This window comes from Mesorhizobium sp. M0659 (genome assembly GCF_040320605.1).
Lineage (GTDB): Bacteria > Pseudomonadota > Alphaproteobacteria > Rhizobiales > Rhizobiaceae > Mesorhizobium.
The window spans coordinates 227,860-252,503 of sequence record NZ_JAMYPY010000009.1 but is presented as its reverse complement, the minus strand read 5'-3'; the positions used below and the strand labels follow the sequence as shown (position 1 = coordinate 252,503).

The following is a 24,644-nucleotide window of genomic DNA, read 5'->3' as shown; positions in this document are numbered from 1 at the left end:
CCGCCCGCCCCCCCCCCCGGGGGGGCGGGCGGCGCCCCCCCCGCGCGGCGGCCACCCCCCCCCCCCCGGGGGGGGGGCCCGCGCCCCCCCCCCCCCCCGGGGGGCCTGGGGGGGGGGGGGGGGGCCCGGTGCAGCCTCGCCGACCCCACCCCGTCTCGCAGTCTCCGCTTCGCTTCGACTACTCGCCGACCCTCCCCTCGAGGGGGAGGGTAAGGCGCTGCACTTTAAATCGCAGCCGTAACGATAATCTCGACCACATATTCCGGCCCTGCAAGCTTGGCCTCACCCGTGGCGCGGGCGGGCGTGTTGCCTTGCGGGACCCACTTGTCCCATTCCTTGTTCATCTCGGCGAAGGTGCCCATATCGGCCAGCCAGATGATCGCCTGCAGGATCTTGGTCTTGTCGGTGCCGGCCTTGGCCAGCAGTTCGTCGATAGATGCGAGGATCGACCTGGTCTGTTCGCCAACGCTGGCGCCGGGCGTTCCGACCTGGCCGGCGAGATAGGCGGTGTTGCCGTGGATGACGATCTGGCTCATGCGCGGGCCAACATCGATGCGACGAATGCTCATGGGATGGTTCCTTCGTTTGTCGGTGCGCTTGTTTAGAGTCGCTGCCGGCTTCGGGCAAGGCCAACAGCGCGAAACCTCTTGAGCCTGGGTTGGATCTTAGACCGCAAATGTCTATCTGCGCCGAGGTATTTCTTTCCGGCGCGGATTGCCGACCTCGTGTGAGAGTGGCAGACTTCGCGCCAAACCAGGTTGAGAGGATGAGAGCCATGGAATATCGAGAAATCAGCGAGGACTATTCGGTCTCGGGCCAGATCCAGCCCGAAGATGCCGCCGCCATCAAGGAAGCCGGTTTCAAGAGCGTGATCTGCAACCGGCCGGATGACGAGCAGCCCGACCAGCCTTCGGCCGACAGCGTCAAGGCGGCGGTCGAAGCCGCGGGGCTGGCCTTCCGCTACATCCCGGTAATCAGCGGCCAGATCACAGCCGAGAATGTCGAAGATCAGGCCGAAGCGCTCGACGCGCTCGAAGGCCCGGTATTTGCTTATTGCCGCTCCGGCGCGCGCTGCACCAATCTCTACGGGCTGATTCAGCAGTCCAAGGGGTGAGCATCCTGAGGCGCTGGCGATCCCTCACACCCCCCTCTGTCCTGCCGGACATCTCCCCCGGGGGGAGATCGGATGTCGCCTTCGCTCTTCGCCAATCGCCGACGTTGCAGGATGAGCGCTGGACAAAGCTGCTGATCTCCTCCTTGCGGGGGAGATGGCCGGCAGGCCAGAGAGGGGTGCTGTCCCGCCGACGTATCAACTGAAACTCTCTCAAACTAGATCGGCAGCGCGCCGGTCTCCTTCAGCGTCTCCAACACGATCGCCGTCTTCACATGCTGCACGAATTCGTGCGGCAGGAGCACACCGTTGACGAATTCCGACAATGATTTCAGATCGGGCGTCACCACCTTCAAGATATAATCCATCTCGCCGGTCAGCGCGTGCGCCTCCTGCACCTCCGGCAGCCGCGCCAGCAGCTCGCCGAAGCGCCTGGCATTGTCGCGGTTATGGGTGGCGAGCGTCACCGAGATGACGTTGACCAGCGAGAAGCCGAGCTTGTCGCGGTCGAGCACGGCGCGATAGCCCTTGATGTAGCCGTCTTCCTCCAGCCGCTGGCGGCGGCGTGAGCATTGCGATGCCGACAGGTTCACGCGCTCCGAGAGATCGTTGTTGGTGAGCCGCGCGTCGCCCTGCAAGAGAGCCATTATCTTGCGGTCAAATTGATCGATGCGCGCTTCATTCATCGATTCATCTCCAATCATGCATGAATTACGCACGAGATGATCATTTCGAGCGTTTGAATGCAAGCACCGTGCGGTCACTTCGCACTATCATGAGTCATCTCGTGGTCCGATGCGGCCACCATCCGTTTGGAGGAATGCCATGGGTCCCTTTCCGCACGACGCCCCGCCCGCAAAGATCAGCAAGGAAAACCCCGCCGGCACCGACGGTTTCGAGTTCGTCGAGTTCGCGCATGCGGAGCCGCAGAAGCTAGCAGAACTGTTCACCCGCATGGGCTATGTCGCGATGGCCAAGCACCGCACGAAGGACATCACCGTCTGGCGCCAGGGCGATATCAACTATGTCGTCAATGCCGAACCGGGCTCGCATGCGATGAAGTTCGTCGACAAACACGGCCCTTGCGCCGCCTCGATGGCCTGGCGTGTTGTCGATGCCAAGCACGCATTCGAGCATGCGGTATCGAAAGGCGCCACGCCCTACGACGGCAACGACAAGGCGCTCGACGTGCCGGCCATTGTCGGCATTGGCGGCTCGCTGCTCTATTTCATCGAAGTCTATGGCAAGAAGGGCTCGGCCTATGATGCCGAGTTCGAGTGGCTGGGCGAACGCGACCCGCGGCCGCAAGGCGTCGGCTTCTATTTCCTCGACCACCTCACCCACAATGTCTATCGCGGCCAGATGGACAAATGGTGGGACTTTTATCGCGAGCTGTTCGGCTTCAAGCAGATCCATTTCTTCGACATCGACGGCAAGATCACCGGCCTGGTCAGCCGCGCCATCACCTCGCCCTGCGGCAAGATCCGCATTCCGCTAAATGAATCCAAGGACGACACCAGCCAGATCGCCGAATACCTGAAGAAGTACAATGGCGAAGGCATCCAGCATATCGCCGTCGGCACCGACGACATCTACGCCGCCACCGACAAGCTTGCCGACAACGGGCTGAAGTTCATGCCCGGTCCGCCGGAGACCTACTACGACATGTCGTACAACAGGGTGAACGGGCATGACGAGCCGATCGAGCGGATGAAGAAGCACGGCATCCTGATCGACGGCGAAGGCGTGGTCGACGGCGGCACGACCAAGATCCTGCTGCAGATATTCTCCAAAACCGTGATCGGCCCGATCTTCTTCGAATTCATCCAGAGGAAGGGCGACGAAGGTTTTGGCGAAGGCAATTTCCGCGCGCTGTTCGAGTCGATCGAGCAGGACCAGATCAAGCGCGGCGTAATCAAGGTCGATGGCAAGGCGGCGTGAACCCCCGTTTGCGGCTCGATCGGCCTTGATCTAAGTTTCGATCAAAAGGGTCAAGCCGTGAACGTCTCCATAACCGAAGCAAAGGCCAACTATCGGAACTCGTCGGCCGCGCGGAAGCCGGCGAGGAGATAGTCATCACTCGTCACGGCAAGATCGCGGCGCGGCTCGTGCCACCAGTTCGAGAAGACTTGTTGTCGCGCATAGGTGCCCTGAAGGGCAAGATTTGGATTTCAGACGATTTCGACAAACTCGGCCCTAATGGAACGAGTACACCAGATAAAGGTCAGAGGCCCAACCGCTCGACCTCTTCTTTCCTCACCTTCAAATCATAATCGAGCAAAAACTCGTCCAGCTGCGGCGGCGCGACCGAGCTGCCCGAGAGCATCGCGTGCACCTGGCCGCGATGATGGATGTCGTGCAGGAAGACATGGGCGAGAATGTCGCCGATCTTTTCGGGGATCATGCCGTCCTCGCGCCGGTCCGTGATGACCTGACGGTCGAGATCCGCCGCCGACAGCTTCTCGCAAAAGGCGATTAGGCGTCGATCTGCTGCGACCTGGGCGGCAAACAGCGCCTGCGGCACATCGAACGGCACGTAGTCGTCATAAGCGGCCGCACCGACGCCGCCTTCTTCGAGAAAATCGAGATAGAGATGATCGACCGCGAGGATGTGGTTGAGCGTCGCCTTGATCGACGGGAAGAAGCTTGTGCGCTCGGCTTCGAATTCGCCGGGGTTTAGCTGCAGCACGGCGCGATAGAGCCGGTCGTTCGACCAGAGATTGTTGCCGGCCATGCGGCTGAAATGCTCGAGCAGGGTCACGCGTTCATTCGTCTGATCAGGCCAATGCCAGCCGCCATCACCGCGAAGCCGGCGACAACGATCAGCAGCAGCCGGTTCATGCGCCGCCGCATCGCCTGCGTCTCCTCGTCCCGCGCCACATTGGTGTTGGTGATGGTGTGGAACATCATCGCCTTGCGCGGGTAGCCGCTGCGGTTGGTCAGATCGGGCGAGCGCGCCTCGATGCGGTAGCTCAGCCGGATCGCCTGGATAAAGACCACCAGAATGGCCAACGCCCAGACGCCGGCCAGCAGGTAGAACGCCTCGCCCGTCATTGCATTGCCCCCTCTTATGCCTGGGACTTCTCGACCTTCTGCTCGATGGCGCCGAAGATCGAGTTTCCGCTTTTATTCTTCATCTCGATACGCACCGTATCGCCAAAGCGCAGGAACGGCGTCTTGGGCTCGCCAGACTCAATGGTCTCGATCATGCGCAGTTCAGCGATGCAGGAATAGCCGGCGCCGCCGGCCGCCACCGGTTTGCCCGACCCGCCATCCAGCTTGTTGGAGACGGTGCCGGAGCCGATGATGGTGCCGGCAACCAGCGGCCGTGTCTTTGCGGCATGGGCAATCAGCGCCGGGAAGTCGAAGGTCATGTCGACGCCGGCATTGGCACGGCCGAACGGCTTGCCGTTGACGTCGGCGAGCAGAGGCAGGTTGACCTTGCCGCCATCCCAGGCGTCGCCGAGTTCGTCCGGCGTCACCGCCACCGGCGAAAAAGCCGAGGACGGCTTCGACTGGAAGAAGCCAAACCCCTTGGCGAGCTCGGGTCCGGTGAGCGCGCGCAGCGTCACATCATTGACCAGCATGACCAGCCGGATCGCAGCGCGCGCCTGGTCGAGGCTGGCGCCCATCGGCACATCGTCGACGACGACGGCGACCTCCGCCTCCATGTCGATGCCGAAGGCTTCGTCCGCCGCGCGGATCGGATCGCGCGGCGCGATAAAGGAATCCGAGCCACCCTGATAGATCAGCGGATCGGTCCAGAAGCTTGCCGGCATCTCGGCGCCGCGGGCTTTGCGCACCAGCTCGACGTGGTTCACATAGGCAGAACCATCGGCCCATTGATAGGCGCGCGGCAGCGGCGAATGGGCGTCATGCTCATGGAAGCGTGCCGACGGCACCGCATTGTTCTCCAGCGATTCGGCGATCGTCGCCAGGTGCGGCGAAATCCGCTGCCAGTCGTCGAGTGCGGCCTGCAGCGTGCGCGCCAGGAACGAGGCGTCGGTGAAGCGCGTCAGGTCGCGCGAGACGACGACAAGCTTTCCGTCGCGCGTCCAGTCCCTCAATGTGGCAAGCTTCATGCGGTTTCCTCTCCTGATGCGGCTTTGGCGCCGTCTAAGTTCACAACAAGGCCGTCGCGGGCAATCGTCAAGTCACCCACCCACGATTTCCTGACAGCAGCCTCCCAGTCGGCCTCGCCGATCTCGGGATCATCGGCCGGAATGAGGTGGTTGAGCACCAGCCTCTTCACCCCGGCATCGCTGGCAATGCGGCCTGCCTGCTCGGCAAATGAGTGGCTGGCAAGCAGATGCTCTTTCAGCCGCGCGCCATTGCCGGTCCTGGCGACCAGCCGCTCGATGCCTTCTTCCAGCATGGCCTCATGGACGAGAATGTCGGCATTTCGGGCAAAGCCTGCGAGCGGCGGAAAGAAGGCTGTGTCGGCCGAGAACACGACGCTATTCGCACCATGCTCGAAGCGCAGCGCGAAACAGTCGGTCACCGGCGGATGGTCGACGCGCAGTGCCGAGACCTTCAGGCCGCGCTGCGCAAAAATCTCGCCCTCGCCGAATTCCACGATCGAAACCATTTCGCGAATGTCCGGCCTGCCCTCATCGACGATGCGAATTTCGATGTCGAACTCCATCGCCTGGCAGAAGCGCCGCCAGTAATGGCCGGTGCCGGGCGGTCCGAACAACGTCACCGGATTGGCCAGACCGGCGGTCCAGGCGGTGTGGAGCAGCGCCCCCAGTTCCAGCACATGATCGGAATGCAGATGGGTGACGAAGATCAGGTCGAGCGCCTTCAGGCTGACGCCGGCATCGACCAGGCCACGCGTGACACCCAGCCCGCAATCGACGACGATGGTCCGCCCGCCAAGCTCCAGCAGCGACGAACTCGGCCACGGCCCGCCCGGCCGCAATGCCGGGCCGCCTTTCGAGCCGAGAAGCACCAGCCGGTCGCTCATCGAGCTGATCTCAAGACCAGTCGCCCTCCGGCGTGCCGTTGAAGCGCTTCTTCAGGTCGGCCCAGCAGTCAATGTAATTGTCCTGCCTCGTTTCAAGCTCGGCGCCGTAGCGGGTGAGCATTTGCGGGAATCGGGTCTCGAACATGAAGGCCATGGTGTTGTCGAGCTTGACCGGTTTCAGCTCGGAGCGCGAGGCCTTTTCGAAGCCAGGCGCGTCTGGGCCGTGGGCCAGCATCAGATTGTGCAGGCTGATACCGCCCGGGACAAAACCTTCTTCCTTGGCGTCGTACTGGCCGTGGATCAGGCCCATGAACTCGCTCATGATGTTTCGGTGGTACCAGGGCGGGCGGAACGTATCCTCCGCCACCAGCCAGCGCGGCGGGAAGATGACGAAGTCGATGTTGGCGGTGCCCTCCTCGCCGCTCGGCGCCGTCAGCACGGTGAAGATCGACGGATCGGGATGGTCGAACAGGATGGCGCCAACGGGAGAAAACGTCGCCAGATCATATTTGTAGGGCGCGTAGTTGCCGTGCCAGGCGACGACGTCGAGCGGCGAATGGCCAATCTCGGTGACATGGAAATTGCCGCACCATTTCACCGTCAGCCGGCACGGCGTCTCCTTCTCCTCGAACCAGGCGCAGGGCGTCTTGAAGTCGCGCGGATTGGCGAGGCAATTGGCGCCGATCGGACCGCGGTCGGGCAGCGTCAGCTTGGCACCATAGTTTTCGCAGACATAGCCGCGCACTTCCTTGTCGATGAGCTCGACCTTGAACACCAGCCCGCGCGGCAAAACGGCGATCTCGCCGGGCCGCAGCTCGATGACGCCCATCTCGGTGACGAAGCGCAAGGCGCCGACCTGGGGGACGATCAGCAACTCGCCATCGGCATTGAAGAAATGATCGTCGACCATCGATCGGTTGGCGACATAGACATGCGCGGCCATGCCGCTTTGGCCCAGCACATCTCCGGCGCTGGTGATGGTGCGCATGCCGGCGATGAAGTCGGTCGGCTCACTCGGCATCGGCACCGGGTTCCAGCGATACTGCCCGAGCGCCAGTTCGTGGTCGCCGACATTGGGTGCTGTCTTCCACAAGGGATAGCTCGCTGCCTTGAAGCGGCCGGTGTGTTTTACGCTCGGCCGGATGCGGTAGAGCCAGGAACGCTCATTGGTGCCGCGCGGCGCGGTGAAGGGCGAGCCCGAGAGCTGCTCGGCATAAAGTCCGTAAGCCGGCCGCTGCGGGGAATTGCGCCCTTGCGGCAGCGAGTCGGGCAGCGTTTCGGTCTCAAAATCATTGCCGAAGCCCGGCATGTAGGAAAAGGCCATCCGATCCTCCCTGATCCCGACCGCCGCGAAGCGCGGCCTGCCGGCGATGTTGACCAAACTGGTTTCATTTGTAACCATCGAAAATGTAACTATCAACGGCTGATGCCGCATCCACGGTGCGCATATGGAAACCCTCGAACTCGAAAATTTCCTGCCCTACCGGCTTTACCGGCTGGCCGACGCCGTCAGCCGCGAATTTTCAAAAATCTACCGCGACCGCCACGGCCTGACGCGGCCGGAATGGCGCACTCTTTCGGGGTTGGGCCAGCGCGGCACGATGACGGCGACAGCGCTTGGCGAGCAGTCGGCCATGCACAAGACCAAGGTGTCGCGCGCGGTGGCCGAGCTTGAGCGGCGGCGCTGGCTGGTACGCACAACCGACGAGAATGATCGACGTGTAGAGCATCTGGCGCTGACGAAGGCGGGGCTGGCGGCCTATGGCGAAATGGTGCCGCTGGCGAAGGCGTTTGAACGGGAGTTGCTGGAGAGGCTGAGCACAGAGGAGCGGACAGCGATTGTGAGCGGCGTGGCGGCGCTGGAGGGAGCGTTGGGTGAATAAAGAATCTGCTCCGCCGTGATCCTTCACACCCCCCTCTGTCCTGCCGGACATCTCCCCCGCAAGGGGGGAGATCAGATGTCGCGAAGGCTTTCGCCAATCTCCAATGTTGCAGAGGTTGGCGAGCCGTCAAAGCTGCCAATCTCCCTCCTTGCGGGGGAGATGGCCGGCAGGACAGAGGGGGGTGCTGTCCCGCCGGCTTCTCCAGCTAGAACGTGCCTCTGCGCCTACCAATCCATCACCACCTTACCCGAACTGCCGCTCCTCATCGCATCAAACCCCACCTGAAAATCATCAATCCCGATGCGGTGCGTGATCAGACCCGATACATCCAGCGGCCCCTGCACCAAGGCGATCATCTTGTACCAAGTCTCGAACATCTCGCGGCCGTAGATGCCCTTCAAGTGCAGCATCTTGAAGATGACCTTGTTCCAGTCGATCTCGAAGCCGGTCGGCGCGATGCCGAGAATGGCGATCTTGCCGCCATTGTTCATGGTGTCGATCATGTCGCGGAAGGCGGGCGCGGCGCCCGACATTTCGAGGCCGACGTCAAAACCCTCGGTCATGCCGAGCGCCGGCATGACGTCGCGCAGCTTTTCCTTGGACGCATCGACGACATGCTGGACGCCGAGTTTTTTGGCCAGCGCCAGCCTCGCCGGGATGATGTCGGTGATGACGACTTTTCGCGCACCCACGCATTGGGCAACGAGCGCGCCCATGATGCCGATCGGTCCGGCTCCGGTGACCAACACGTCTTCGCCGACGAGATCGAAGGACAGGGCGGTGTGGACGGCATTGCCGAGCGGATCGAAGATCGCGGCGATTTCGTCGGGCACATCGTCGGGGATCGGCACGACATTGTGCTGCGGGATCACCAGATATTCGCCGAAGGCGCCGGGACGGTTGACGCCGACGCCGAGCGTGTTGCGGCAGAGGTGCCCTCGCCCGGCGCGGCAATTGCGGCAATGGCCGCAGACGATATGGCCTTCGCCCGAAACACGCTGGCCGACCTTGTATTCGGTGACCGCCGAGCCGAAATCGGCAACGGTGCCGACGAATTCATGGCCGGTCACCATCGGCACCGGCACGGTCTTTTGTGCCCACTGATCCCAATTGTAGATATGCACGTCGGTGCCGCAGATCGCGGTCTTCTTGACCTTGATCAGCACATCGTTGGGGCCGATCTCCGGCACCGGCACCTCTTCCATCCAGATGCCCGGTTCGGCCTTGGCCTTCACCAGCGCCTTCATCATGTTCGACATGCTACAACTCCTTACCCTCCCCCTTGTGGGGAGGGTGGCCCGAAGGGCCGGGTGGGGGTCAAAAACTGGCGGAGGTCGTGACCCTGCAGACCCCCACCCCGCCTCCCGCCCGCTTGCTTCGCAAGCGGTCGGAAGTCGACCCTCCCCACAAAGGGGGAGGGTAAAACTCTCAGCCAATCACGCCCAGTTCCTTGCCGACCGCCGCGAACGCTGCCACGGCGCGGTCGATGTCGGCGCTGGAATGCGCCGCCGACATCTGCGTGCGGATGCGCGCCTGGCCTTTCGGCACCACCGGGAAGGAAAAGCCGATGACATAAATGCCGCGCTTCAGCATGCGCGCCGCCATTTCCTGCGCCAGGCTGGCATCGCCCAGCATCACCGGAATGATCGGATGATCGGCGCCGGCCAGCGTGAAGCCGAGCTTGCCCATTTCGGAGCGAAAGCGCGCCGCATTGGCATAGAGGCGTTCGCGCAGGGCGTCGCCATTGCGGATCAGCTCGAACACCTTGATGGAAGCGCCGGCAATCGCCGGCATCAGCGTGTTGGAGAAGAGATAAGGCCGCGAACGCTGGCGCAGCCAGTCGACGACCTGGCTTTTGCCGGAGGTGTAGCCGCCGGAGGCGCCGCCGAGCGCCTTGCCGAGCGTGCCGGTGATGATATCCACCCTGCCCTCGACGCCGCAATGCTCGGCCGAGCCGCGGCCGTTCTTGCCGACGAAGCCGACGGCATGGCTGTCGTCGACCATCACCATGGCGCCGTACTTTTCCGCGAGGTCGCAGACGCCTTTCAGATTGGCGATGATGCCGTCCATGGAGAACACGCCGTCGGTGGCGATCAGGCGGAAGCGGCAGTCTTTCGCCTCTTTCAGCCGCGCTTCGAGGTCGGCCATGTCGTTGTTGGCATAGCGGAAACGCTTGGCCTTCGACAGCCGCACGCCGTCGATGATCGAGGCATGGTTCAGCGCATCGGAGATGATCGCATCCTCCTCGCCGAGCAGCGTTTCGAACAGGCCGCCATTGGCGTCGAAGCAGGAGCCGTAAAGGATGGTGTCGTCCAGGCCGAGGAAGGATGAAATCGTTGATTCAAGCTGCTTGTGCTCTTCCTGCGTGCCGCAGATGAAGCGCACCGAGGCCATGCCGTAACCGTAGCGGTCGAGCGCGCCTTTGGCCGCGGTGCGCAACTCGGCGCTGTCGGCGAGGCCGAGATAGTTGTTGGCGCAGAAGTTCAGCACCTTGTCGCCGCCGACTTCGATCTCAGCCGACTGGGTCGAGGTGATCACCCGCTCGGATTTGTAGAGCCCGGCGGATTTCAGCCCTTGCAGTTCGTTGTCGATATGGGAGAGGAATGCCGCGCTCATGATCAGGTCCTGTTGAGATTGGCGCGACTGTCGCGCTACGCGCACTAAAAATCCATCGCAAAAGCGACCGTTTCGGTGGCACGGCGGGCTCAACCCTGGCGCGATCCGATCGCATGGCCAGCATGCTGGAGTAGCAGGCACGCGAATACGGCCGTGCCGCGAAAGAACATGATAACCATTTCAGCAGCTTTCGTTTACTGCGGAAGCAACAGTTCCGCCGGCTTCCAGACCTGTTAACCCTTTCAAGCCAATGGTCTTCTCGCCACGAATCGGTGGCAGAATCAGTCGACCGAGGGGTCACCTAGAATATGTCGCAGCAGCCGGCGCAAACCGTCTCGGGCAAACTCATCCTGCTGATCAAGAGCGGCTACTGGCTGGCGCTGCTGATCATCGCCGCCATGGTGATGGCTTCCTTCATCCTGCTGCAGCAGATGATGGCGGCGCAACAGCACAACCATACTCTGCTCGACATCGTCAGCACCCAGAAGGCGCTGTCGCAGCGCATCGTCTTTTTGACCAGCGCAACCGGCTCCGCCGCGCGTGACAAGCAGCCGGCCCTGGTTGCCGCGCTGAAACAGGCGACCGCCGAGTTCGAGACCAACTACGACCTGCTCCTCAAACAGACGGGAGCCGACCCGCTGTCGCCGGCATTGTCCGACCCAAAGTCGATCGAGAGCGTCCTTTACGGCAAGCCGTTCCACCTCGACTATTTCTCGGTCGGGCTGGTCGCCAATGGCGAAAGGCTGATCTCGTCCTTCGAATCCCAGCTCTCCGGCAATGCCGCCTACAAGGGCGGCGGCGAGCGCGTCAATCTCGATGCTTCCGTCGCCAATGCGACGCTGTCGGGTTATGCCGCGCTCGGCCAACGCATCGCCGCATTCGCCGACGAGCGGTCGGAAAAGCTCCTCGATCTCCACCGCACCTTGTTCTACGCCACCATCGGCGTCATCGTGCTGGTGGCGCTTTTCATCTTCCGGCCGATGTCGAAGGCGATCCTGCGCAAGACGCACGAGCTTGTCGATGCCCGCAACTCGATGGCCTTCATCGCCGTACATGACGGGCTGACCGGCCTGCACAACCGCACCTTCCTGACCGATCACTTCGAAACGCTGATCAAGGGCGCGCATCGCCGGCGTGAGAGGCTGGCGGTGATCCAGCTCGACCTCGACCGGTTCAAGCAGATCAACGACACACTCGGCCATGCCGCCGGCGACTATGTGCTGGTCGTCACCGCCCAGCGCATGCGCGATTCCTGCCGCGCGTCGGATCTGTGCGCGCGCCTTGGCGGCGACGAATTCGTGATGATCCTCAATGGCGCCGGCGGCCCCGAGGACATCAACATGCTGGCCCGTCGCATCCTGGAGGAGATCAACGAGCCGATTACCTTCCAGGGCACGACCATCCTTCCGGGGGCCAGCGCCGGCATTGCTGTCTATCCCATCGACGCCGACAATGCCGAGGATCTGCTCGTCCACGCCGATCTCGCGCTCTATTCCGCCAAGAAGCTCGGCGGCGGCAGCTTCTCGTTCTTCTCCGAGGAACTCAGGCGCGAGCTAGACTACCGCAAGCAGCTCGAGCACGACATCAAGGTCGCGATTTCGGAGAACGCCTTCCAGGTCTATTTCCAGCCGCAGGTGTCGCTGAGCAACGGCGCCATCAGCGGCATCGAGGCGCTGGTGCGCTGGAAGCATGCCGAGCGCGGCATGATTGCGCCGGGCGAGTTCATTCCGGTCGCCGAAAAATGCGGCTTCATGCCCGAGATCGGCCGCATCGTCTTTACCAAGGCGATCGAGCAAGCAGCCGAATGGGATCGCGCCGGCATTGCCTTCGGCCGGCTCGCCGTCAACGTGTCCGGCACCGAGCTGCGCGAACCCGACTTCGACCGCTTCCTGTTCGCGACGCTGGAAAAGGCCGGCCTGGCGCCGCAGAAACTGTCGCTTGAAATCGTCGAATCCGTCATTCTCGACGACGAGAAGACGGGCATCGCGGCGAAGCTGCGCCACATCCGCGCTGCTGGCGTCCATCTTGAGCTCGACGATTTCGGCACCGGCTATGCCTCGCTCAGCCACGTCAATCCCAACGAGATCGACCGGCTGAAGATCGACCGCCGCTTCGTCCAGAACATCAACGAGAATGGCGACAACACCAAGATCGTGCGCGCCATCACCGAGCTGGCGCGCGGTCTCGGCATTTCGATCGTCGCCGAGGGCGCGGAAACCGAAGCCGAGCTCGATTCGCTGATGGCAATCGGCTGCGACCAGGTGCAGGGCTATTCCATCGCCTTCCCGATGCCGCAGGACAAAGCGCGCGAATGGCTGCTGGCGCGCAGCCCGAAGAAAGCCAAGCTGAAGGTGCTTCAGGGCAATTTAGCCTAGACTATTGCCCACCGGTGCCGGTCATTTGGCCGGCGCGACATTCGCCCGCAATGCCGCCAGCACCTCGGCGAACTCCGCCAGCCTGTCGTCCGGCAATCCCGCGCGCAGCCGCTTGTCGAAGATGAGAGCCGCCGCCCGCAGCTTCAGGAACATCGTTTCGCCCGCCTGCGTCAGCTCGACCAGATGAACCCGGCGGTTGTCCGGATCGCGGCGGCGCGTCAGCAAGCCTTGCGCCTCCATGGCGTTGAGATGGTGGGTGAGCGTGGCGCCCTGGATGCCGATCATGCCGGCAAGTTCGCGCTGGTTGGCAAGCTCGCTCGACTTGACCGAAAGCAAGGTCAGCCACACCGGCAGCGTGCCGCCGGCCTCGACCAAAGCGGCGTCAAAGGCCTGCGCCACCAGCTTGGAGGTGCGCGCGAGATTCATGCCGATTGGCGGACGGTCAAAGGGAGTCATGCGCCGACAGTAGAACAAGGCGCCGAGCGATGGAACGTTCATTATACATTGACATCGAACCATTTGATACCTAACTATCATGCGTGTCGATCTGCCGAGTTCGTATCATCCTGCATTCGACAGGGATCCGGGGACGGGCGGCGGGCAAGGAGGAAGCGGTCATGCAATATGTCTACATCGTCGTTATCGGCCTTCACGTCATGGCCGGTGTGTTCTGGGCCGGCACCACCATACGCTTGCCCGCGACCCCGAGATCAGGGCGGAGCGCTTTATCGGACCGCAAATGGGCTCGGCCGGCATGGTGTTCGTGACCGGCGCCCTGCTCTGGTATTTCTTCCACGGCGCCTATTTCGGCTCGATGGAAATGGTGCTGGCGCTGGGCATCCTGGCCGCCTTCGCCGCTGCCGGCGTTCTCAGCGTCGTCGTCCGCAAGACCAGCCGGCAGCTTGCCGGCGCGGACGCCGCAACGGAAGCGGCGCTGCGCACCAAAATGGCCCGCGGCGAGCGCATCGCCGCCTGGCTTCTGGTACTCACCGTACTTTGCATGGCGACGGCCAGGATGATTTGAGCCCTGCCGCGCGTTGCCTCCCGGTTGAAAAGCATTCCGCATCGTGCGTCGCCTGGCTCTCGGCTGGTGGCGTACGCGGCGCGCAGTTCGGACGGATGTGCAAGGTGGCTCTCCGCACAGAGGTTTGGCTGCGCGCCACCCATCACTTTGATCGATCGAGTTGCGCCCGCCGGAAGGGTGAGATCGAGCTTTGGAACAAACCGTAGGCCGGCTTGTAGGCTCAAACCCGCAAGCCGAACCTGATGCCGTCATAGATGGCGGCATGGATGTTGCGCGAGGCGACTGCATCGCCGATGCGCAACAGCACGAAGCCGCCTTCGGGATTGCGTGAAGGAAAAATATCGCCGCCGCCGACCAGCCGCTCATAGTCGACCGCGCCACCATTCTTCGACAGCGGTTTCAGCTGGAGATAGAGATCGTCGAGCGGCGCCGTGCCGTGCTCGACCACCACCTGGTCGACCCGCCTCTCGCCGCGCCAGCCGTCGGCAAAGTCGGAGGCGAGTTCGGCGACCAGCTGGTTGCCCTCGCGCCGTACCGAGCGCAGCCTGGTGTTGATGGTGATGGTGACGCCCTTCTCCTGGAAGGCGCGCATATAGGGCACGTGGTTCATGCCGCCCATTTCGGGGGCGAAGAAGCGCTCCGGCGAAACCAGCTCCAGCTTCGAACCGGCATTGGCGATCAGCTCCGCCGCGCCCATGCCCTGATGGCCGCCATTGTCGTCGAAGAGCACCACGTTCTCCGCCGGCTTGACGCTGCCGGCCATGATGTCCCAGCTCGACGTGACGAGATTGTCGCCTGATGTCAGCGGCGGGTTCTGCGGCAGGCCGCCGGTGGCGATCACCACCACGTCGGGCGAAAGCGCCAGCACATCGTCCTGCTCGGCCCAGGTGTCGTAGCGGATCCCGACGCCGAGCCGGTCGAGTTCGGCCAGCCGCCAGTCGATGATGCCGATCAACTCCTTGCGGCGCGGGTTCTGCGTCGCCAGCCGAACCTGGCCGCCGGCCTGACCGGAGGCTTCAAGCACCGTGACATGATGGCCGCGTTCGGCCATCACGCGAGCTGCCTCGAGCCCGCCAGCGCCAGCGCCAACGACAACGACGTTCCGCCTGGGCCCTTCGGTCTTCAGGATGATATGCGGAATCTCGGCCTCCCGGCCGGTCGCGGCATTGTGGACGCACAGCGCCTCGCCGCCTTCATAGATACGGTCGAGGCAATAGGTGGCGCCGACGCAAGGCCGGATCTCGTGCTCGCGACCTTCCATGACCTTCTTGATGATGTGCGGGTCGGCGATATGGGCGCGGGTCATGCCGACCATATCGAGCTTGCCGGTCGCGATGGCGTGGCGCGCCGTGGCGACATCGGAAATCCGCGCCGCATGGAAGGTCGGGAACTTCGTCGCCGCCCTCACCTCGCCGGCGAAATCGAGATGCGGGGAAGAGCGCATGCCGGTCACCGGGATAACCTTGGTGAGCGCCGCGTCGCTTTCGATCGAGCCGCGAATGATGTTGAGGAAATCGACCTTGCCGGAACCGGCCAATCGCCGGGCGATCTCAACGCCCTCCTCCTTCGACAGGCCTTTGTCAAAATCCTCATCGGCGACCATACGGATGCCGACGACGAATTTTTCGCCGACGGCAGCCCGCACGGCATCCAGCACCATGTCAGTGAAGCGCAGCCGGTTGTCGAGCGAACCGCCGAACTCGTCGTCGCGATGGTTTGTGGCCGGCGACCAGAAGCCGTCCATCAGATGGCCGTAGGATTCGAACTCGATGCCGTCGAGGCCGGCGGCCTGGCAGCGCTGCGCAGCGGACGCATAGTCGGCGACGATGCGCTCGATATCCCAGTCCTCGATGGTTTTGGGGAACGCGCGGTGCGCCGGCTCACGCACCGGCGAAGCCGACAGCACCGGCAGCCAGTCGGCCTTGTTCCAGCCGGTGCGGCGACCAAGATGGGTGATCTGGATCATCACCTTGCAGTCATGCTCGTGGCAGGCGTCCGCCAGTTCGGCCAGCCACGGCACGATGCGGTCGTCATAGAGATGCAGATTGCCAAAGGCGGCCGGGCTGTCGCGCGAGACGATCGCCGAGCCCGCCGTCATGGTCAGCGCCATGCCGCCCTTGGCCTTTTCGGCGTGGTAGAGCCGGTAGCGCTGTTTCGGCATGCCGTCCTCGGAATAGGCCGGCTCGTGGCTGGTCGACATCACCCTGTTCTTCAGCGTCAGGTGTTTGAGCTGGTAAGGCTGGAGAAGCGGGTCGTTGCTGGTCATCATCTTCCTGCCGATTCCAATTTGTGTCGGAGCAGCGCGTGCTGCTCCAGTTCTTGTCTTAAGCATCGAATTTATTCGAAAATCGCTGCACACTTTTCGGTCCGGTGCTAATGAGCGCGGAAATCCCCAGGAAAACCGCGATGATCGATACCAAAACCCTCACCCAGCTCGGCGCCCACGTCGAGACGCCACAGAGCCCGGAGACTGCGGTCCTGGAGACCGTGCCGTTCCAGCGCGGCGACGGACCGCCGGCGATCGTGCGCTTCACCTGCCCGGAATTCACCTCGCTCTGCCCGGTAACCGGACAGCCGGATTTCGCTCATATCGTCATCGACTACGCACCCGATACCACGCTCGTGGAATCGAAGTCGCTCAAACTGTTCATGACCTCGTTTCGCAACCATGGCGCTTTCCATGAAGACTGCACGGTGATGATCGGCCGCCGCATTGTGGCGGCAACGAAGCCGCTGTGGTTGCGCATAGGCGGCTATTGGTATCCGCGCGGCGGCATTCCGATCGATGTCTTCTGGCAGACCGGCGCTCCGCCCGAAGGCGCCTGGTTGCCCGACACCGGCGTTGCCCCCTATCGCGGAAGGGGCTGAAGCTATTTTGCGGAACTTTAGCGGGACAGCGCCCCCCTCTGTCCTGCCGGACATCTCCCCCACACGGGGGGAGATTGGCCGCTACGCCGGCTTTAGCTAATCTCGAATGATGCGGAGCGGGCGAGACGTTGGAACTGCTGATCTCCCCACCCGTGGGGGAGATGTCCGGCAGGACAGAGAGGGGCGCGAAGGATCGCAGGCGCTGATCCTCAATCAACATTATTCGCACTGGTACTGGCTGAGCGCCCATTCACCGGTCACCGAAAGCAGATCGGATATCTTCCAGTCGCCGTCGACCTTCCTGAACTTCCATTCAAGGCGATGTGGATTGCCGGCGACGACGAAGGCGACAATGACCTTGGCCTGGTCGCCATTGATCGCTTCGAGTGTCTTCAGGCTCTTATCGATCTCGGTCTTGTCATAGTCGGCATTGTCGAGCGCCATGTTGGGGTCGAGACATTCTCCCTGCCCGGATGTGCGCAACGCGTCGCTCTTGTCGAGAACGGTTTTTGCCGGGTCGATGAAGTGGCTGCGCTGCGCCGGATCGATCTCCAGTCCCACCTGATCGTAAAATGGCCGCACCACCGCCGTCGGGGATCCCGGCAGAATGGGTGCGGCCGGTGGGGCGTCGGCCGGCGGCCACCCAACCGGCGGTGTCGCCGGTTCCACCGCTGTCCCGGGTGGATTTGCGGGCGGTGCTGCGCCGGCCGGTGCCGTCACGGCCGGCGCATTGGCTGGCGGCGGGCCCAACAGGCCTTGTGCTGCGGCTGCGCTCATACCCACCGACAGCACGCACATGGGCGACAGCGCCAAGGCAAGACGGCGGAGCACGGGATCACTCCGGCGCTTTGTCGGGCATGCATTCCAGCGCGCTTAGCGTCCAGTTGCTGGTCTTGGAGGTGATGTCGGCGACCTTCCATTTGCCGTCGATTTCCTTCAGCGACCACAGCATTTCGCGTTTAGAATCATCGCCTTCCGCAAAAAGGCTGAAGGTGGCGGTGACTTCGGCCGTATCGCCATTGACGGTCTCGGCCAGCTTCAATGTCTTGGCAATCGACTTCTGGTCGAAATCCTGCGCGTCGAGGCCGGGATCGAAGTCGAGGCAGGCGACTTCGTCGGGCTTGTTCTTCGTGGCCTGGTCGTTGAGATCGAACAGCTTGGTCACCGGCTCGGTGAAGCGGTCGCGGTACTTTGCATCTCCCTCGAATTTCACCTCGGGCACATAAAAGAACTTCACGGCGTTGGAAGCCGGCCCGGCCAGCACCGTCGCTGGCAAGGCAATCGAAAAGACAGCGGCAAGCACTATCGGTTTCATGCAGGATCTCCGGACGGTTCGGCGGCAAGGCGGCAATACCAGACATCCTGCATATCGGCTTTTTTGCGGCTCATGAAGCCCCGGCTTGCACCGTCTCAGCCATCCAGCCAGACGTTCTGCAGGTCCATCTCGAAGGTCTGATGGACGCCGTAGTTTTTCACCTTCTTGTTCATGTGGCTGTAGAGCTTCTGCCAGAAGGGTTGAATGATGACGCCGGAATCCTGCAGGATCTGCTCGACATCCTTCATCACCTCACGCCGTTTCTCCACGTCGATCAGCGACAGCGCCTGCTTCAGCTTGGCGTCGAAGTCCGGGTTGGAATAGGCCGATTCATTCCAGGCTTCGCCGGTGCGATAGCCAAGCGCCAGCACCTGGACGCCAAGCGGGCGCATGTACCAGATGGTCATCGAATAGGGATACTTCGTCCAGTCGTTCCAGAAGGTCGAGCCCGGCAGCACCGTGCGCTTGACCTTGATGCCGGCGTCGCGCAACTGGCCCGCAATCGCGTCGCCGGTGTTCTTCTGCCAATCGTCCTCGACGGTGATCAGCTCGTGCTCGAAATCGGCCTGCCCTGCGTCCGCCATCAGCTTTTTGGCGCCGGCCGCGTCGCGCGTCTTCTTGGGCAGCGCAAAATATTCCGGATGGATCGGGCTGACATGGTGGTTTTCGCCCACCGTCCCTCGCCCGGCATAGCCGAGTTCCAGCACCGCATTGTTGTCGACCGCCATCTGCAGCGCGTTGCGCACCCGCTGGTCGTCATAGGGCTTGTGGGTAACGTTCGTGCGGGCAACCAGCGTGGTTGCCGTCGCAACCTCGGACTTCTCCAGCCCCATCTTATCCAGGATGTCGATGAAGTCGGCCGGCGTCTCGAAATTGAGGTCTATCTCGCCGGATTCGAAGGCGTTGATCGAAGCGTTGAAGTCGGTGCCGTAGTCGATGAACTCGACGCTGTCGAGCGGCGCTTCACCACCCCACCACTTGCCGTTTTCACGACGCTTGACCACCGCCTTCTGGCCGACATCGTAGGAGACCAGTTCGAACGGGCCCGTGCCGATCGGCTTCTTGACCGGGTCGGCGCCTTCGGCGTCGAAATTGCGGTGGACGACGAGCGCGGGATAATCGGTGAGGTTCGGGATCAGCGAAATGTCGGGCGCGCTGAGCGTCAGCTTGACCGTATTGTCGTCGACCTTGGCGATCGCGCCTTCCCTGGCCTTGCCCGAGTTTTCGTCGATCAGCCCGCCGACGCGAGCGGCCATGGAGTTGCCGGCGACCTTCTTCTCGCACCAGCGGGTAACATTGAAGACCACGTCATCGGCGTTGAAAGCATCGCCATTGTTCCAGGTGATGCCCTTGCGCACATGCAACGTGTATTCCGTGGCGTCGTCATTGATGTCCCAGCTTTCGAGCAGCACTGGCTCGAAGGTGAATTCCCTAGTGTAGCGGACCAGCGGCTCCAGCCAGCAGCGCGAGATGTTGGCGAGTTCCACCCAGTCATAGGTGCGCGGATCTTTTTGGGCCTTGACCGACATCGATATGTGCAGCGTGCCGCCCTTCTTCGGCTCCTCGGCAAAAGCCTGTCCCGGCGCGGCAAGGCCGATCATGCCGTAGGCCAGCGCCGTCGATGCGCCGAACGCACTTGCCAATGCAAGAAACTCGCGCCGGTCCATACGGCCAGCACGCGTCTCTTGCGCCATCGCCTCGATGGCCGTTGGCACGCGATCGCCATTGCTTTTGAAAACTGTCATGTCTTTCTCCCTTGCGGTTCCCATCGGGTCTTCGCCCGTTATCAACTCATTCGTCGTTCTCTTAGCTAACGCTGTCGGGCAGCCTCTCTTCGCGCTGCGCGATAAAGTCCCTGAGGCCCTCGGCAATGCCCTCATCGAGTTTCGGCTCTTCATAGTCGGCCAGCATGTTGCGGGCTTTCTCGCGGCCGCGCGTGTCGTGGTCCTTCGCCCCTCCAGCCTTCCATTGTTCGTAGGAGTTGAAATCCATGATGGTGGGCATGAAGAATGCCGACTCGTAATGATCGAGCGTGTGCTGGGTGCCGAGGAAATGGCCCTGCGGCCCGACTTCGCGGATCGCCGCCATGGCCTCCTTGAAATCGTCGAACGGCAGGCCGCCGGCATATTTATACCAGCCGACAAGCTGCTCGCAGTCGGTGGCGAATTTCGAATAGCCGCATGTCAGCCCGGCCTCCAACCAGCCGGCGGAGTGCCAGATATAATTGGCGCCGGCGAGGATGGCGGCATGCATCAGCATGTTGGATTCATAGCCGGCCTGGGCGTCGTTGAGCTTGGAGCCGACATGGAAGCCGGAGGTTCGCCAGGGCAGTTTGTATTTCCGCGCCAGCGCGCCCATCAGATACATCATCTGGGCGGCTTCCGGCGTGCCGCCCATCGGCGCGCCGGTCTTCATGTCGACCGTCACCATGAACTGGCCGTAGATTTGCGGCGAACCCGGGCGCAGCAGCTGGGTGAAAGCGACGCCGGCCAGTGCTTCGGCATTGACCTGCGCCACCGCGCCGACGGCCGAGGCCGAAGTCGATGCGCCGCACAGCGCAAAGGGAGCCAGGATCAGCGGCTGATTGCTGCGCGCATAGACCTTCATCGCGTCCAGCATGGTGGCGTCCCACACCAGCGGCGAGTTGCAGTTGGTAATCGACACCAGCACCGGGTTGTCGCGAACGAAATCTTCGCCAAAGACGATGCCCGCCATCGCCATCGTGTCTTCGGCGCGGTCTTTGGAAGTAACGATGCCCATGAACGGCTTGTCGGAATGCTTCAGCGCCGAATGGATGATGTGGAGATGCCGTTTCGGCACCGCGATCTCCATCGGCTCGCAGATGATCGAACTCGACGAATGCAGCGCCGGGGCCATGTAGGCGAGCTTGTGGAAATTGTTGAGGTCTTCAAGCGTGCCATAACGCCGGTTGTTGTCGAGGTCGCGCACGTAAGGCGCGCCATACATCGGCGCGAAGATGGAGTTCTTGCCGCCGACGCGCACGGTGCGCTCTGGATTACGCGCATTGAGGGTGAATTCGGACGGAACCTTCGCGACCAGTTCCATCAGCAGGCCGCGGTCGATGCGGACGCGTGTCTCGGACACGTCGGCGCCCGCCACCTTCCACATGGCGATCGCCTCGTCGTCGCGGAACTCGCAACCGACCTCTTCGAGGATGGCGAGTGACTCCTGGTGGATCAGTTCCACCGCCTCGTCCGGGACCATCTGGTAGGTGGGGATCTCGCGGACCAGCGTCGGGAACGAGGTGACGGGGGCGCTCCTCAGCGCCTTGCGTCCGAGGCGACCGCCGCCGCGGCGGTGGGTTTGCTCGGTCAGTTCAGCGGCCGGTGCGTTCATGGAGCCTCCTCATTCCGTCCAACCAAGTTAGCGAGAGGAAATATGGATGTGATGCTGGAAAATCCTGATCTCTTGTATAAGCTCAGCTTATGCGAAGCCTGCGCCACCTCCTGCCCTCGGCCGGCAGCCTGATCGTCTTCGAGGCGGCGGGCCGGCTGTCGAGCTTCACCGCTGCCGGGCGCGAGCTCGGCATGACGCAGGCCGCCGTCTCCTATGCGGTGCGCGGGTTGGAGGAACAGCTTAGCGCGCAGCTGTTCCAGCGCCGCCACCGCCAGGTCGTCCTGACAGAAGCGGGCGAACGCTTCCATGCCGACGTCTCGCTCGGTCTGTCGCATATCCGCAAATCGGCCGAGGATCTGCGCCTGCAGGCGAGCGGCGGCCATGTCACGCTGGCGGCGTCGACCGCCTTCGGCTCGTTCTGGATGATGCCGCGCCTGCAGCAGTTCCGCGACGAACTGCCGGGCATCGACTTGCGCATCCAGACCGCCGACCGTGATCTCGACATCATCGCCGAGGGCATCCCGCTCGCCGTTCGCGGCGGCGAACCGCGCGACTGGGCCGATTATCATTCGCTGCCGCTGGCCGACGAGGAGATTTTTCCGGTGGTTGGCGCCAGCTATCTCGCGAAATTCGGCATGCCAAGGAGCGTCGCGGAGCTGGCGACGCATCGCCTGATCCACCTCGAGGAGCCCTACCGCGAGGCGGCTAGCTGGGACGAATGGTTCCAGTCTGCGGGCGGCAGGCTCGACAACACCGCGCGCGGCCTGCGCATCAACGATTACGGCCTCGTGATCCAGGGCGTCATGGAGGGCCAAGGCATCGCGCTCGGCTGGCGGCATCTGGCCGAACGGCTCCTGGCGTCGGGGCTGCTGGTGCCGGTGACCGACCATGTGCTGAGAACCGGCAAGGCGTTCTATGTGGTTTGGCCGAAGAACCGGGAGTTGAGCGAGAATGCGCGGAAAGTCAGGGACTGGCTGGCGGCGCAGGCTTGAAATCGGTTGCAGCGTAGTCACTATCGCGGAGTTCCTTCACACCCCCCTCTGTCCTGCCGGACATCTCCCCCGCAAGGGGGGAGATTGGCAGTTCATATGTCGCGTCACCCTTCAAGCATTGAAGATTGGCGAAAGCCGTCGTGACATCTGATCTCCCTCCTTGCGGGGGAGATGGCCGGCAGGCCAGAGGGGGGTGCTGTCCCGCTGGCGTCTCCAATGTCCGGCATTCATTGAAGCCTTCCGCACACCCTTCGAATCCCCCTATAGTACCCCAATGCCCATTCGTCAGCTTTCCGAAACGATGATCAACCAGATCGCCGCCGGCGAAGTCATCGAGCGTCCGGCGAGCGTGGTGAAGGAACTGGTCGAAAACGCGCTCGACGCCGGCGCCTCCCGCGTCGAGGTCGTCACTGCCGGCGGCGGGCTGAACCTGATCCGCGTCACCGATGACGGCTCCGGTATCCCCGAACAGGAACTGGCGCTGGCCATTGCGCGCCACTGCACCTCGAAACTTGCCGACAACATTCACGATATCCGCTCGCTCGGGTTCCGTGGCGAGGCATTGCCGTCAATTGGTTCGGTGTCGCGACTGTCGGTTCGCTCGCGCACGGCCGCAGGCGACGCTGCAGCCGAGATCGCCATCGAAGGCGGCCGCGTTTCGGCGGTCAAACCGGCGGCGGCCAACCGCGGCACCACGGTCGAGGTGCGCGACCTGTTCTTCGCCACGCCGGCCCGGCTCAAGTTCATGAAGGGCGAGCGCGCCGAAAGCTCCGCCACCAGCGACGTGCTCAAGCGCATCGCCATCGCCTTCCCCGCCGTGCGCTTCACGCTGGCCGGCTCGGACCGCTCGACGCTGGAATTGCCGGCGACCGACGACACGGCGGAAGGCAGCCTGCGCCGCGTCGCGCAAGTCATGGGCGCCGAGTTTCCCGACAATTCCATCGCTATCGACGCCAGCCGTGACGGCGTGCATCTGACCGGCCATGTCTCGATCCCCTCCTTTACCCGCGCCAACGCGCTGCAGCAATATGCCTATGTCAACGGCCGTCCGGTGCGCGACAAGCTGATTGCCGGCGCCATCCGCGGCGCCTTCGCCGATGTGCTGCCGCGCGACCGGCACGCGGTGACCGTGCTGTTCCTGACGCTCGATCCGGCGACCGTCGACGTCAACGTCCACCCAGCCAAGGCCGATGTGCGCTTTCGCGACCCCGGCCTGGTGCGCGGGCTGATCGTCGGCGCCATTCGCGAGGCGCTGGCCAATGCCGGCATCCGCGCCGCCACCAGCGGGGCCGCCGGGATGGTGGCGGCGTTCCGGCCGGGAGCCGCCTCCTACGCCCATGCGGGTCCTGCCAACGGTCATCGCAGTTATGACGCGGCCTACCGGGCCTCGGGCTTTTCGGGCTTTGACCGCTCGCCACAGCGGCCGCTGGATATGGGATTTGACGGCGCCGGCTTCCGCGAAAACGACCAGGCTGCATTCGACGCCGGTCCGCTCGCCAGCGCCGATGCGCGTGCCGGCTTAGCCGAGCCGGCCGAGACGCTGCTCGGCACCGCGCTGGGCGCCGCCCGCGCGCAGGTCCACGAGAACTACATCGTCGCCCAGACCAGGGATTCGCTTGTCATCGTCGACCAGCACGCGGCGCATGAGCGGCTGGTCTACGAGGCGCTGAAGAATGCCCTGCACTCGCGCGCGGTGCCCTCGCAGATGCTGCTTCTGCCGGAGATCGTCGACCTGCCGGAGGAGGACGCCGAGCGGCTGGCCATGCATTCCGAAACGCTGGCCCGGTTCGGCCTCGGCATTGAGCGTTTCGGTCCCGGCGCGGTGGCGGTGCGCGAGACGCCGTCGATGCTCGGCGAAACCAATGTCCAGCAATTGGTGCGTGATCTTGCCGACGAGATCGCCGACAACGACACGATCGAGACGCTGAAGGAACGACTGGACAAGATCGCCGCGACTATGGCCTGCCACGGCTCGGTCCGCTCCGGCCGCCTGCTCAAGCCTGAGGAGATGAACGCGCTGCTGCGCCAGATGGAAGCAACGCCGGGCTCCGGCACCTGCAACCACGGCCGCCCGACCTATATCGAACTCAAGCTCGCCGATATAGAGCGGTTGTTCGGAAGGCGGTGAGCACAAGCC

General features: G+C 63.2%; 23 protein-coding genes and 1 pseudogene. 9 read left to right on the top strand and 15 right to left on the bottom strand.

The window, feature by feature from the left end:
- Window positions 1–224: 224 nt before the first annotated feature.
- Window positions 225–569 (bottom strand): RidA family protein, encoded by a 345-nt coding sequence (locus NKI31_RS17320; RefSeq protein ID WP_352652169.1) that lies wholly within the window; start codon window positions 567–569, stop codon window positions 225–227.
- Window positions 570–775: 206 nt separating this feature from the next.
- On the opposite strand from NKI31_RS17320, the gene NKI31_RS17315 reads away from it, so the two are divergent.
- Entirely contained in the window at window positions 776–1,114 is a 339-nt protein-coding gene (locus NKI31_RS17315) for a protein tyrosine phosphatase family protein (protein ID WP_023672907.1), read from the top strand.
- A 215-nt stretch (window positions 1,115–1,329) separates the two neighbouring features.
- Here the strand turns inward: NKI31_RS17315 and NKI31_RS17310 are convergent, their stop codons facing one another.
- On the bottom strand, window positions 1,330–1,797 hold the full coding sequence (locus NKI31_RS17310) for an Lrp/AsnC family transcriptional regulator (protein WP_352652168.1): 468 nt from the start codon (window positions 1,795–1,797) through the stop codon (window positions 1,330–1,332).
- Window positions 1,798–1,936: 139 nt separating this feature from the next.
- On the opposite strand from NKI31_RS17310, the gene hppD reads away from it, so the two are divergent.
- Together hppD and NKI31_RS17300 are read left to right on the top strand one after the other, a co-directional pair.
- Window positions 1,937–3,052, top strand: coding sequence for a 4-hydroxyphenylpyruvate dioxygenase (gene hppD / locus NKI31_RS17305; RefSeq protein WP_352652166.1), 1,116 nt, complete (start codon window positions 1,937–1,939; stop codon window positions 3,050–3,052).
- 122 nt (window positions 3,053–3,174) lie between these two features.
- Window positions 3,175–3,384: pseudogene (locus NKI31_RS17300) on the top strand (type II toxin-antitoxin system Phd/YefM family antitoxin); the annotation flags it as partial.
- On the opposite strand, the gene NKI31_RS17295 reads toward NKI31_RS17300, so the two are convergent.
- Genes NKI31_RS17295 through hmgA form a run of 5 tightly spaced genes read right to left on the bottom strand, consistent with a single transcriptional unit; the run spans window position 3,336 to window position 7,401 of the window.
- A complete protein-coding gene (locus NKI31_RS17295; RefSeq protein ID WP_352652165.1) occupies window positions 3,336–3,872 on the bottom strand; it encodes a DinB family protein in 537 nt (178 codons plus the stop codon). The pseudogene NKI31_RS17300 and the gene NKI31_RS17295 sit on opposite strands and share 49 nt — an antisense overlap.
- On the bottom strand, window positions 3,869–4,165 hold the full coding sequence (locus NKI31_RS17290; RefSeq protein ID WP_023694415.1) for a hypothetical protein: 297 nt from the start codon (window positions 4,163–4,165) through the stop codon (window positions 3,869–3,871). The genes NKI31_RS17295 and NKI31_RS17290 overlap by 4 nt, the downstream gene beginning before the upstream one ends.
- A gap of 14 nt (window positions 4,166–4,179) precedes the next feature.
- A complete protein-coding gene (locus tag NKI31_RS17285) occupies window positions 4,180–5,193 on the bottom strand; it encodes a fumarylacetoacetate hydrolase family protein (protein WP_352652164.1) in 1,014 nt (337 codons plus the stop codon).
- A complete protein-coding gene (locus NKI31_RS17280; protein ID WP_352652162.1) occupies window positions 5,190–6,077 on the bottom strand; it encodes an MBL fold metallo-hydrolase in 888 nt (295 codons plus the stop codon). The genes NKI31_RS17285 and NKI31_RS17280 overlap by 4 nt, the downstream gene beginning before the upstream one ends.
- 10 nt (window positions 6,078–6,087) lie before the next feature.
- Window positions 6,088–7,401 carry a homogentisate 1,2-dioxygenase gene (gene hmgA / locus NKI31_RS17275; protein ID WP_352652160.1) on the bottom strand — a complete coding sequence of 438 codons (1,314 nt, stop codon included), beginning with the start codon at window positions 7,399–7,401 and terminating at the stop codon, window positions 6,088–6,090.
- A gap of 124 nt (window positions 7,402–7,525) precedes the next feature.
- On the opposite strand from hmgA, the gene NKI31_RS17270 reads away from it, so the two are divergent.
- Complete coding sequence (locus NKI31_RS17270; protein WP_352652159.1) at window positions 7,526–7,960, top strand: MarR family winged helix-turn-helix transcriptional regulator; 435 nt, start codon at window positions 7,526–7,528, stop codon at window positions 7,958–7,960.
- A 224-nt stretch (window positions 7,961–8,184) separates the two neighbouring features.
- On the opposite strand, the gene tdh is transcribed toward NKI31_RS17270, so the two are convergent.
- Window positions 8,185–9,219, bottom strand: a complete 1,035-nt coding sequence (tdh, locus tag NKI31_RS17265; protein ID WP_352652158.1) for an L-threonine 3-dehydrogenase — start codon at window positions 9,217–9,219, stop codon at window positions 8,185–8,187.
- Window positions 9,220–9,388: 169 nt separating this feature from the next.
- Entirely contained in the window at window positions 9,389–10,576 is a 1,188-nt protein-coding gene (locus NKI31_RS17260) for a glycine C-acetyltransferase (RefSeq protein ID WP_023715232.1), read from the bottom strand.
- A 308-nt stretch (window positions 10,577–10,884) separates the two neighbouring features.
- On the opposite strand from NKI31_RS17260, the gene NKI31_RS17255 reads away from it, so the two are divergent.
- A complete protein-coding gene (locus NKI31_RS17255) occupies window positions 10,885–12,951 on the top strand; it encodes a putative bifunctional diguanylate cyclase/phosphodiesterase (RefSeq protein ID WP_023672920.1) in 2,067 nt (688 codons plus the stop codon).
- 21 nt (window positions 12,952–12,972) lie between these two features.
- On the opposite strand, the gene NKI31_RS17250 is transcribed toward NKI31_RS17255, so the two are convergent.
- The gene (locus tag NKI31_RS17250) at window positions 12,973–13,377 is read right to left on the bottom strand and encodes a MarR family winged helix-turn-helix transcriptional regulator (RefSeq protein ID WP_023672921.1); all 405 of its coding nucleotides are present in this window, start codon (window positions 13,375–13,377) and stop codon (window positions 12,973–12,975) included.
- 313 nt (window positions 13,378–13,690) lie between these two features.
- On the opposite strand from NKI31_RS17250, the gene NKI31_RS17245 reads away from it, so the two are divergent.
- The gene (locus NKI31_RS17245; RefSeq protein WP_352652156.1) at window positions 13,691–13,975 is read left to right on the top strand and encodes a hypothetical protein; all 285 of its coding nucleotides are present in this window, start codon (window positions 13,691–13,693) and stop codon (window positions 13,973–13,975) included.
- Between the two features lie 220 nt (window positions 13,976–14,195).
- Here NKI31_RS17245 and NKI31_RS17240 read toward each other — a convergent pair whose 3' ends face one another.
- Window positions 14,196–16,241 carry an oxidoreductase gene (locus tag NKI31_RS17240; protein ID WP_352652155.1) on the bottom strand — a complete coding sequence of 682 codons (2,046 nt, stop codon included), beginning with the start codon at window positions 16,239–16,241 and terminating at the stop codon, window positions 14,196–14,198.
- Window positions 16,242–16,381: 140 nt separating this feature from the next.
- Here NKI31_RS17240 and queF point away from each other — a divergent pair, with 140 nt between their 5' ends.
- Window positions 16,382–16,843: a preQ(1) synthase gene (queF, locus tag NKI31_RS17235; RefSeq protein WP_023672924.1), complete on the top strand. Its 462-nt coding sequence runs from the start codon at window positions 16,382–16,384 to the stop codon at window positions 16,841–16,843.
- A 219-nt stretch (window positions 16,844–17,062) separates the two neighbouring features.
- Here the strand turns inward: queF and NKI31_RS17230 are convergent, their stop codons facing one another.
- The 4 genes from NKI31_RS17230 to NKI31_RS17215 form a co-directional block, all read right to left on the bottom strand.
- A complete protein-coding gene (locus tag NKI31_RS17230; protein WP_023682932.1) occupies window positions 17,063–17,674 on the bottom strand; it encodes a hypothetical protein in 612 nt (203 codons plus the stop codon).
- 4 nt (window positions 17,675–17,678) lie between these two features.
- Complete coding sequence (locus NKI31_RS17225) at window positions 17,679–18,158, bottom strand: DUF3828 domain-containing protein (RefSeq protein WP_352652154.1); 480 nt, start codon at window positions 18,156–18,158, stop codon at window positions 17,679–17,681.
- A gap of 95 nt (window positions 18,159–18,253) precedes the next feature.
- The gene (locus NKI31_RS17220; RefSeq protein WP_352652153.1) at window positions 18,254–19,903 is read right to left on the bottom strand and encodes an ABC transporter substrate-binding protein; all 1,650 of its coding nucleotides are present in this window, start codon (window positions 19,901–19,903) and stop codon (window positions 18,254–18,256) included.
- Between the two features lie 61 nt (window positions 19,904–19,964).
- Window positions 19,965–21,515 (bottom strand): trimethylamine methyltransferase family protein, encoded by a 1,551-nt coding sequence (locus tag NKI31_RS17215; protein WP_023816270.1) that lies wholly within the window; start codon window positions 21,513–21,515, stop codon window positions 19,965–19,967.
- 89 nt (window positions 21,516–21,604) lie between these two features.
- On the opposite strand from NKI31_RS17215, the gene NKI31_RS17210 reads away from it, so the two are divergent.
- On the top strand, window positions 21,605–22,507 hold the full coding sequence (locus NKI31_RS17210) for a LysR substrate-binding domain-containing protein (protein WP_023671586.1): 903 nt from the start codon (window positions 21,605–21,607) through the stop codon (window positions 22,505–22,507).
- A 274-nt stretch (window positions 22,508–22,781) separates the two neighbouring features.
- Window positions 22,782–24,635 carry a DNA mismatch repair endonuclease MutL gene (gene mutL, locus NKI31_RS17205; protein WP_352652152.1) on the top strand — a complete coding sequence of 618 codons (1,854 nt, stop codon included), beginning with the start codon at window positions 22,782–22,784 and terminating at the stop codon, window positions 24,633–24,635.
- Window positions 24,636–24,644 lie beyond the last annotated feature (9 nt).

What these genes read in the sequence shown, in the direction of transcription:
- tdh (WP_352652158.1), bottom strand. Translation starts at nt 9,219, where the DNA reads ATGTCGAACATGATGAAGGCGCTGGTGAAGGCCAAGGCCGAACCGGGC.
- NKI31_RS17225 (WP_352652154.1), bottom strand. Translation starts at nt 18,158, where the DNA reads ATGAAACCGATAGTGCTTGCCGCTGTCTTTTCGATTGCCTTGCCAGCG.
- NKI31_RS17270 (WP_352652159.1), top strand. Translation starts at nt 7,526, where the DNA reads ATGGAAACCCTCGAACTCGAAAATTTCCTGCCCTACCGGCTTTACCGG.
- NKI31_RS17315 (WP_023672907.1), top strand. Translation starts at nt 776, where the DNA reads ATGGAATATCGAGAAATCAGCGAGGACTATTCGGTCTCGGGCCAGATC.
- hppD (WP_352652166.1), top strand. Translation starts at nt 1,937, where the DNA reads ATGGGTCCCTTTCCGCACGACGCCCCGCCCGCAAAGATCAGCAAGGAA.
- NKI31_RS17215 (WP_023816270.1), bottom strand. Translation starts at nt 21,515, where the DNA reads ATGAACGCACCGGCCGCTGAACTGACCGAGCAAACCCACCGCCGCGGC.
- NKI31_RS17245 (WP_352652156.1), top strand. Translation starts at nt 13,691, where the DNA reads ATGGGCTCGGCCGGCATGGTGTTCGTGACCGGCGCCCTGCTCTGGTAT.
- NKI31_RS17280 (WP_352652162.1), bottom strand. Translation starts at nt 6,077, where the DNA reads ATGAGCGACCGGCTGGTGCTTCTCGGCTCGAAAGGCGGCCCGGCATTG.
- NKI31_RS17310 (WP_352652168.1), bottom strand. Translation starts at nt 1,797, where the DNA reads ATGAATGAAGCGCGCATCGATCAATTTGACCGCAAGATAATGGCTCTC.
- mutL (WP_352652152.1), top strand. Translation starts at nt 22,782, where the DNA reads ATGCCCATTCGTCAGCTTTCCGAAACGATGATCAACCAGATCGCCGCC.
- queF (WP_023672924.1), top strand. Translation starts at nt 16,382, where the DNA reads ATGATCGATACCAAAACCCTCACCCAGCTCGGCGCCCACGTCGAGACG.
- NKI31_RS17285 (WP_352652164.1), bottom strand. Translation starts at nt 5,193, where the DNA reads ATGAAGCTTGCCACATTGAGGGACTGGACGCGCGACGGAAAGCTTGTC.
- NKI31_RS17220 (WP_352652153.1), bottom strand. Translation starts at nt 19,903, where the DNA reads ATGACAGTTTTCAAAAGCAATGGCGATCGCGTGCCAACGGCCATCGAG.
- NKI31_RS17290 (WP_023694415.1), bottom strand. Translation starts at nt 4,165, where the DNA reads ATGACGGGCGAGGCGTTCTACCTGCTGGCCGGCGTCTGGGCGTTGGCC.
- NKI31_RS17210 (WP_023671586.1), top strand. Translation starts at nt 21,605, where the DNA reads ATGCGAAGCCTGCGCCACCTCCTGCCCTCGGCCGGCAGCCTGATCGTC.
- hmgA (WP_352652160.1), bottom strand. Translation starts at nt 7,401, where the DNA reads ATGGCCTTTTCCTACATGCCGGGCTTCGGCAATGATTTTGAGACCGAA.
- NKI31_RS17240 (WP_352652155.1), bottom strand. Translation starts at nt 16,241, where the DNA reads ATGACCAGCAACGACCCGCTTCTCCAGCCTTACCAGCTCAAACACCTG.
- NKI31_RS17260 (WP_023715232.1), bottom strand. Translation starts at nt 10,576, where the DNA reads ATGAGCGCGGCATTCCTCTCCCATATCGACAACGAACTGCAAGGGCTG.
- NKI31_RS17250 (WP_023672921.1), bottom strand. Translation starts at nt 13,377, where the DNA reads ATGAATCTCGCGCGCACCTCCAAGCTGGTGGCGCAGGCCTTTGACGCC.
- NKI31_RS17320 (WP_352652169.1), bottom strand. Translation starts at nt 569, where the DNA reads ATGAGCATTCGTCGCATCGATGTTGGCCCGCGCATGAGCCAGATCGTC.
- NKI31_RS17255 (WP_023672920.1), top strand. Translation starts at nt 10,885, where the DNA reads ATGTCGCAGCAGCCGGCGCAAACCGTCTCGGGCAAACTCATCCTGCTG.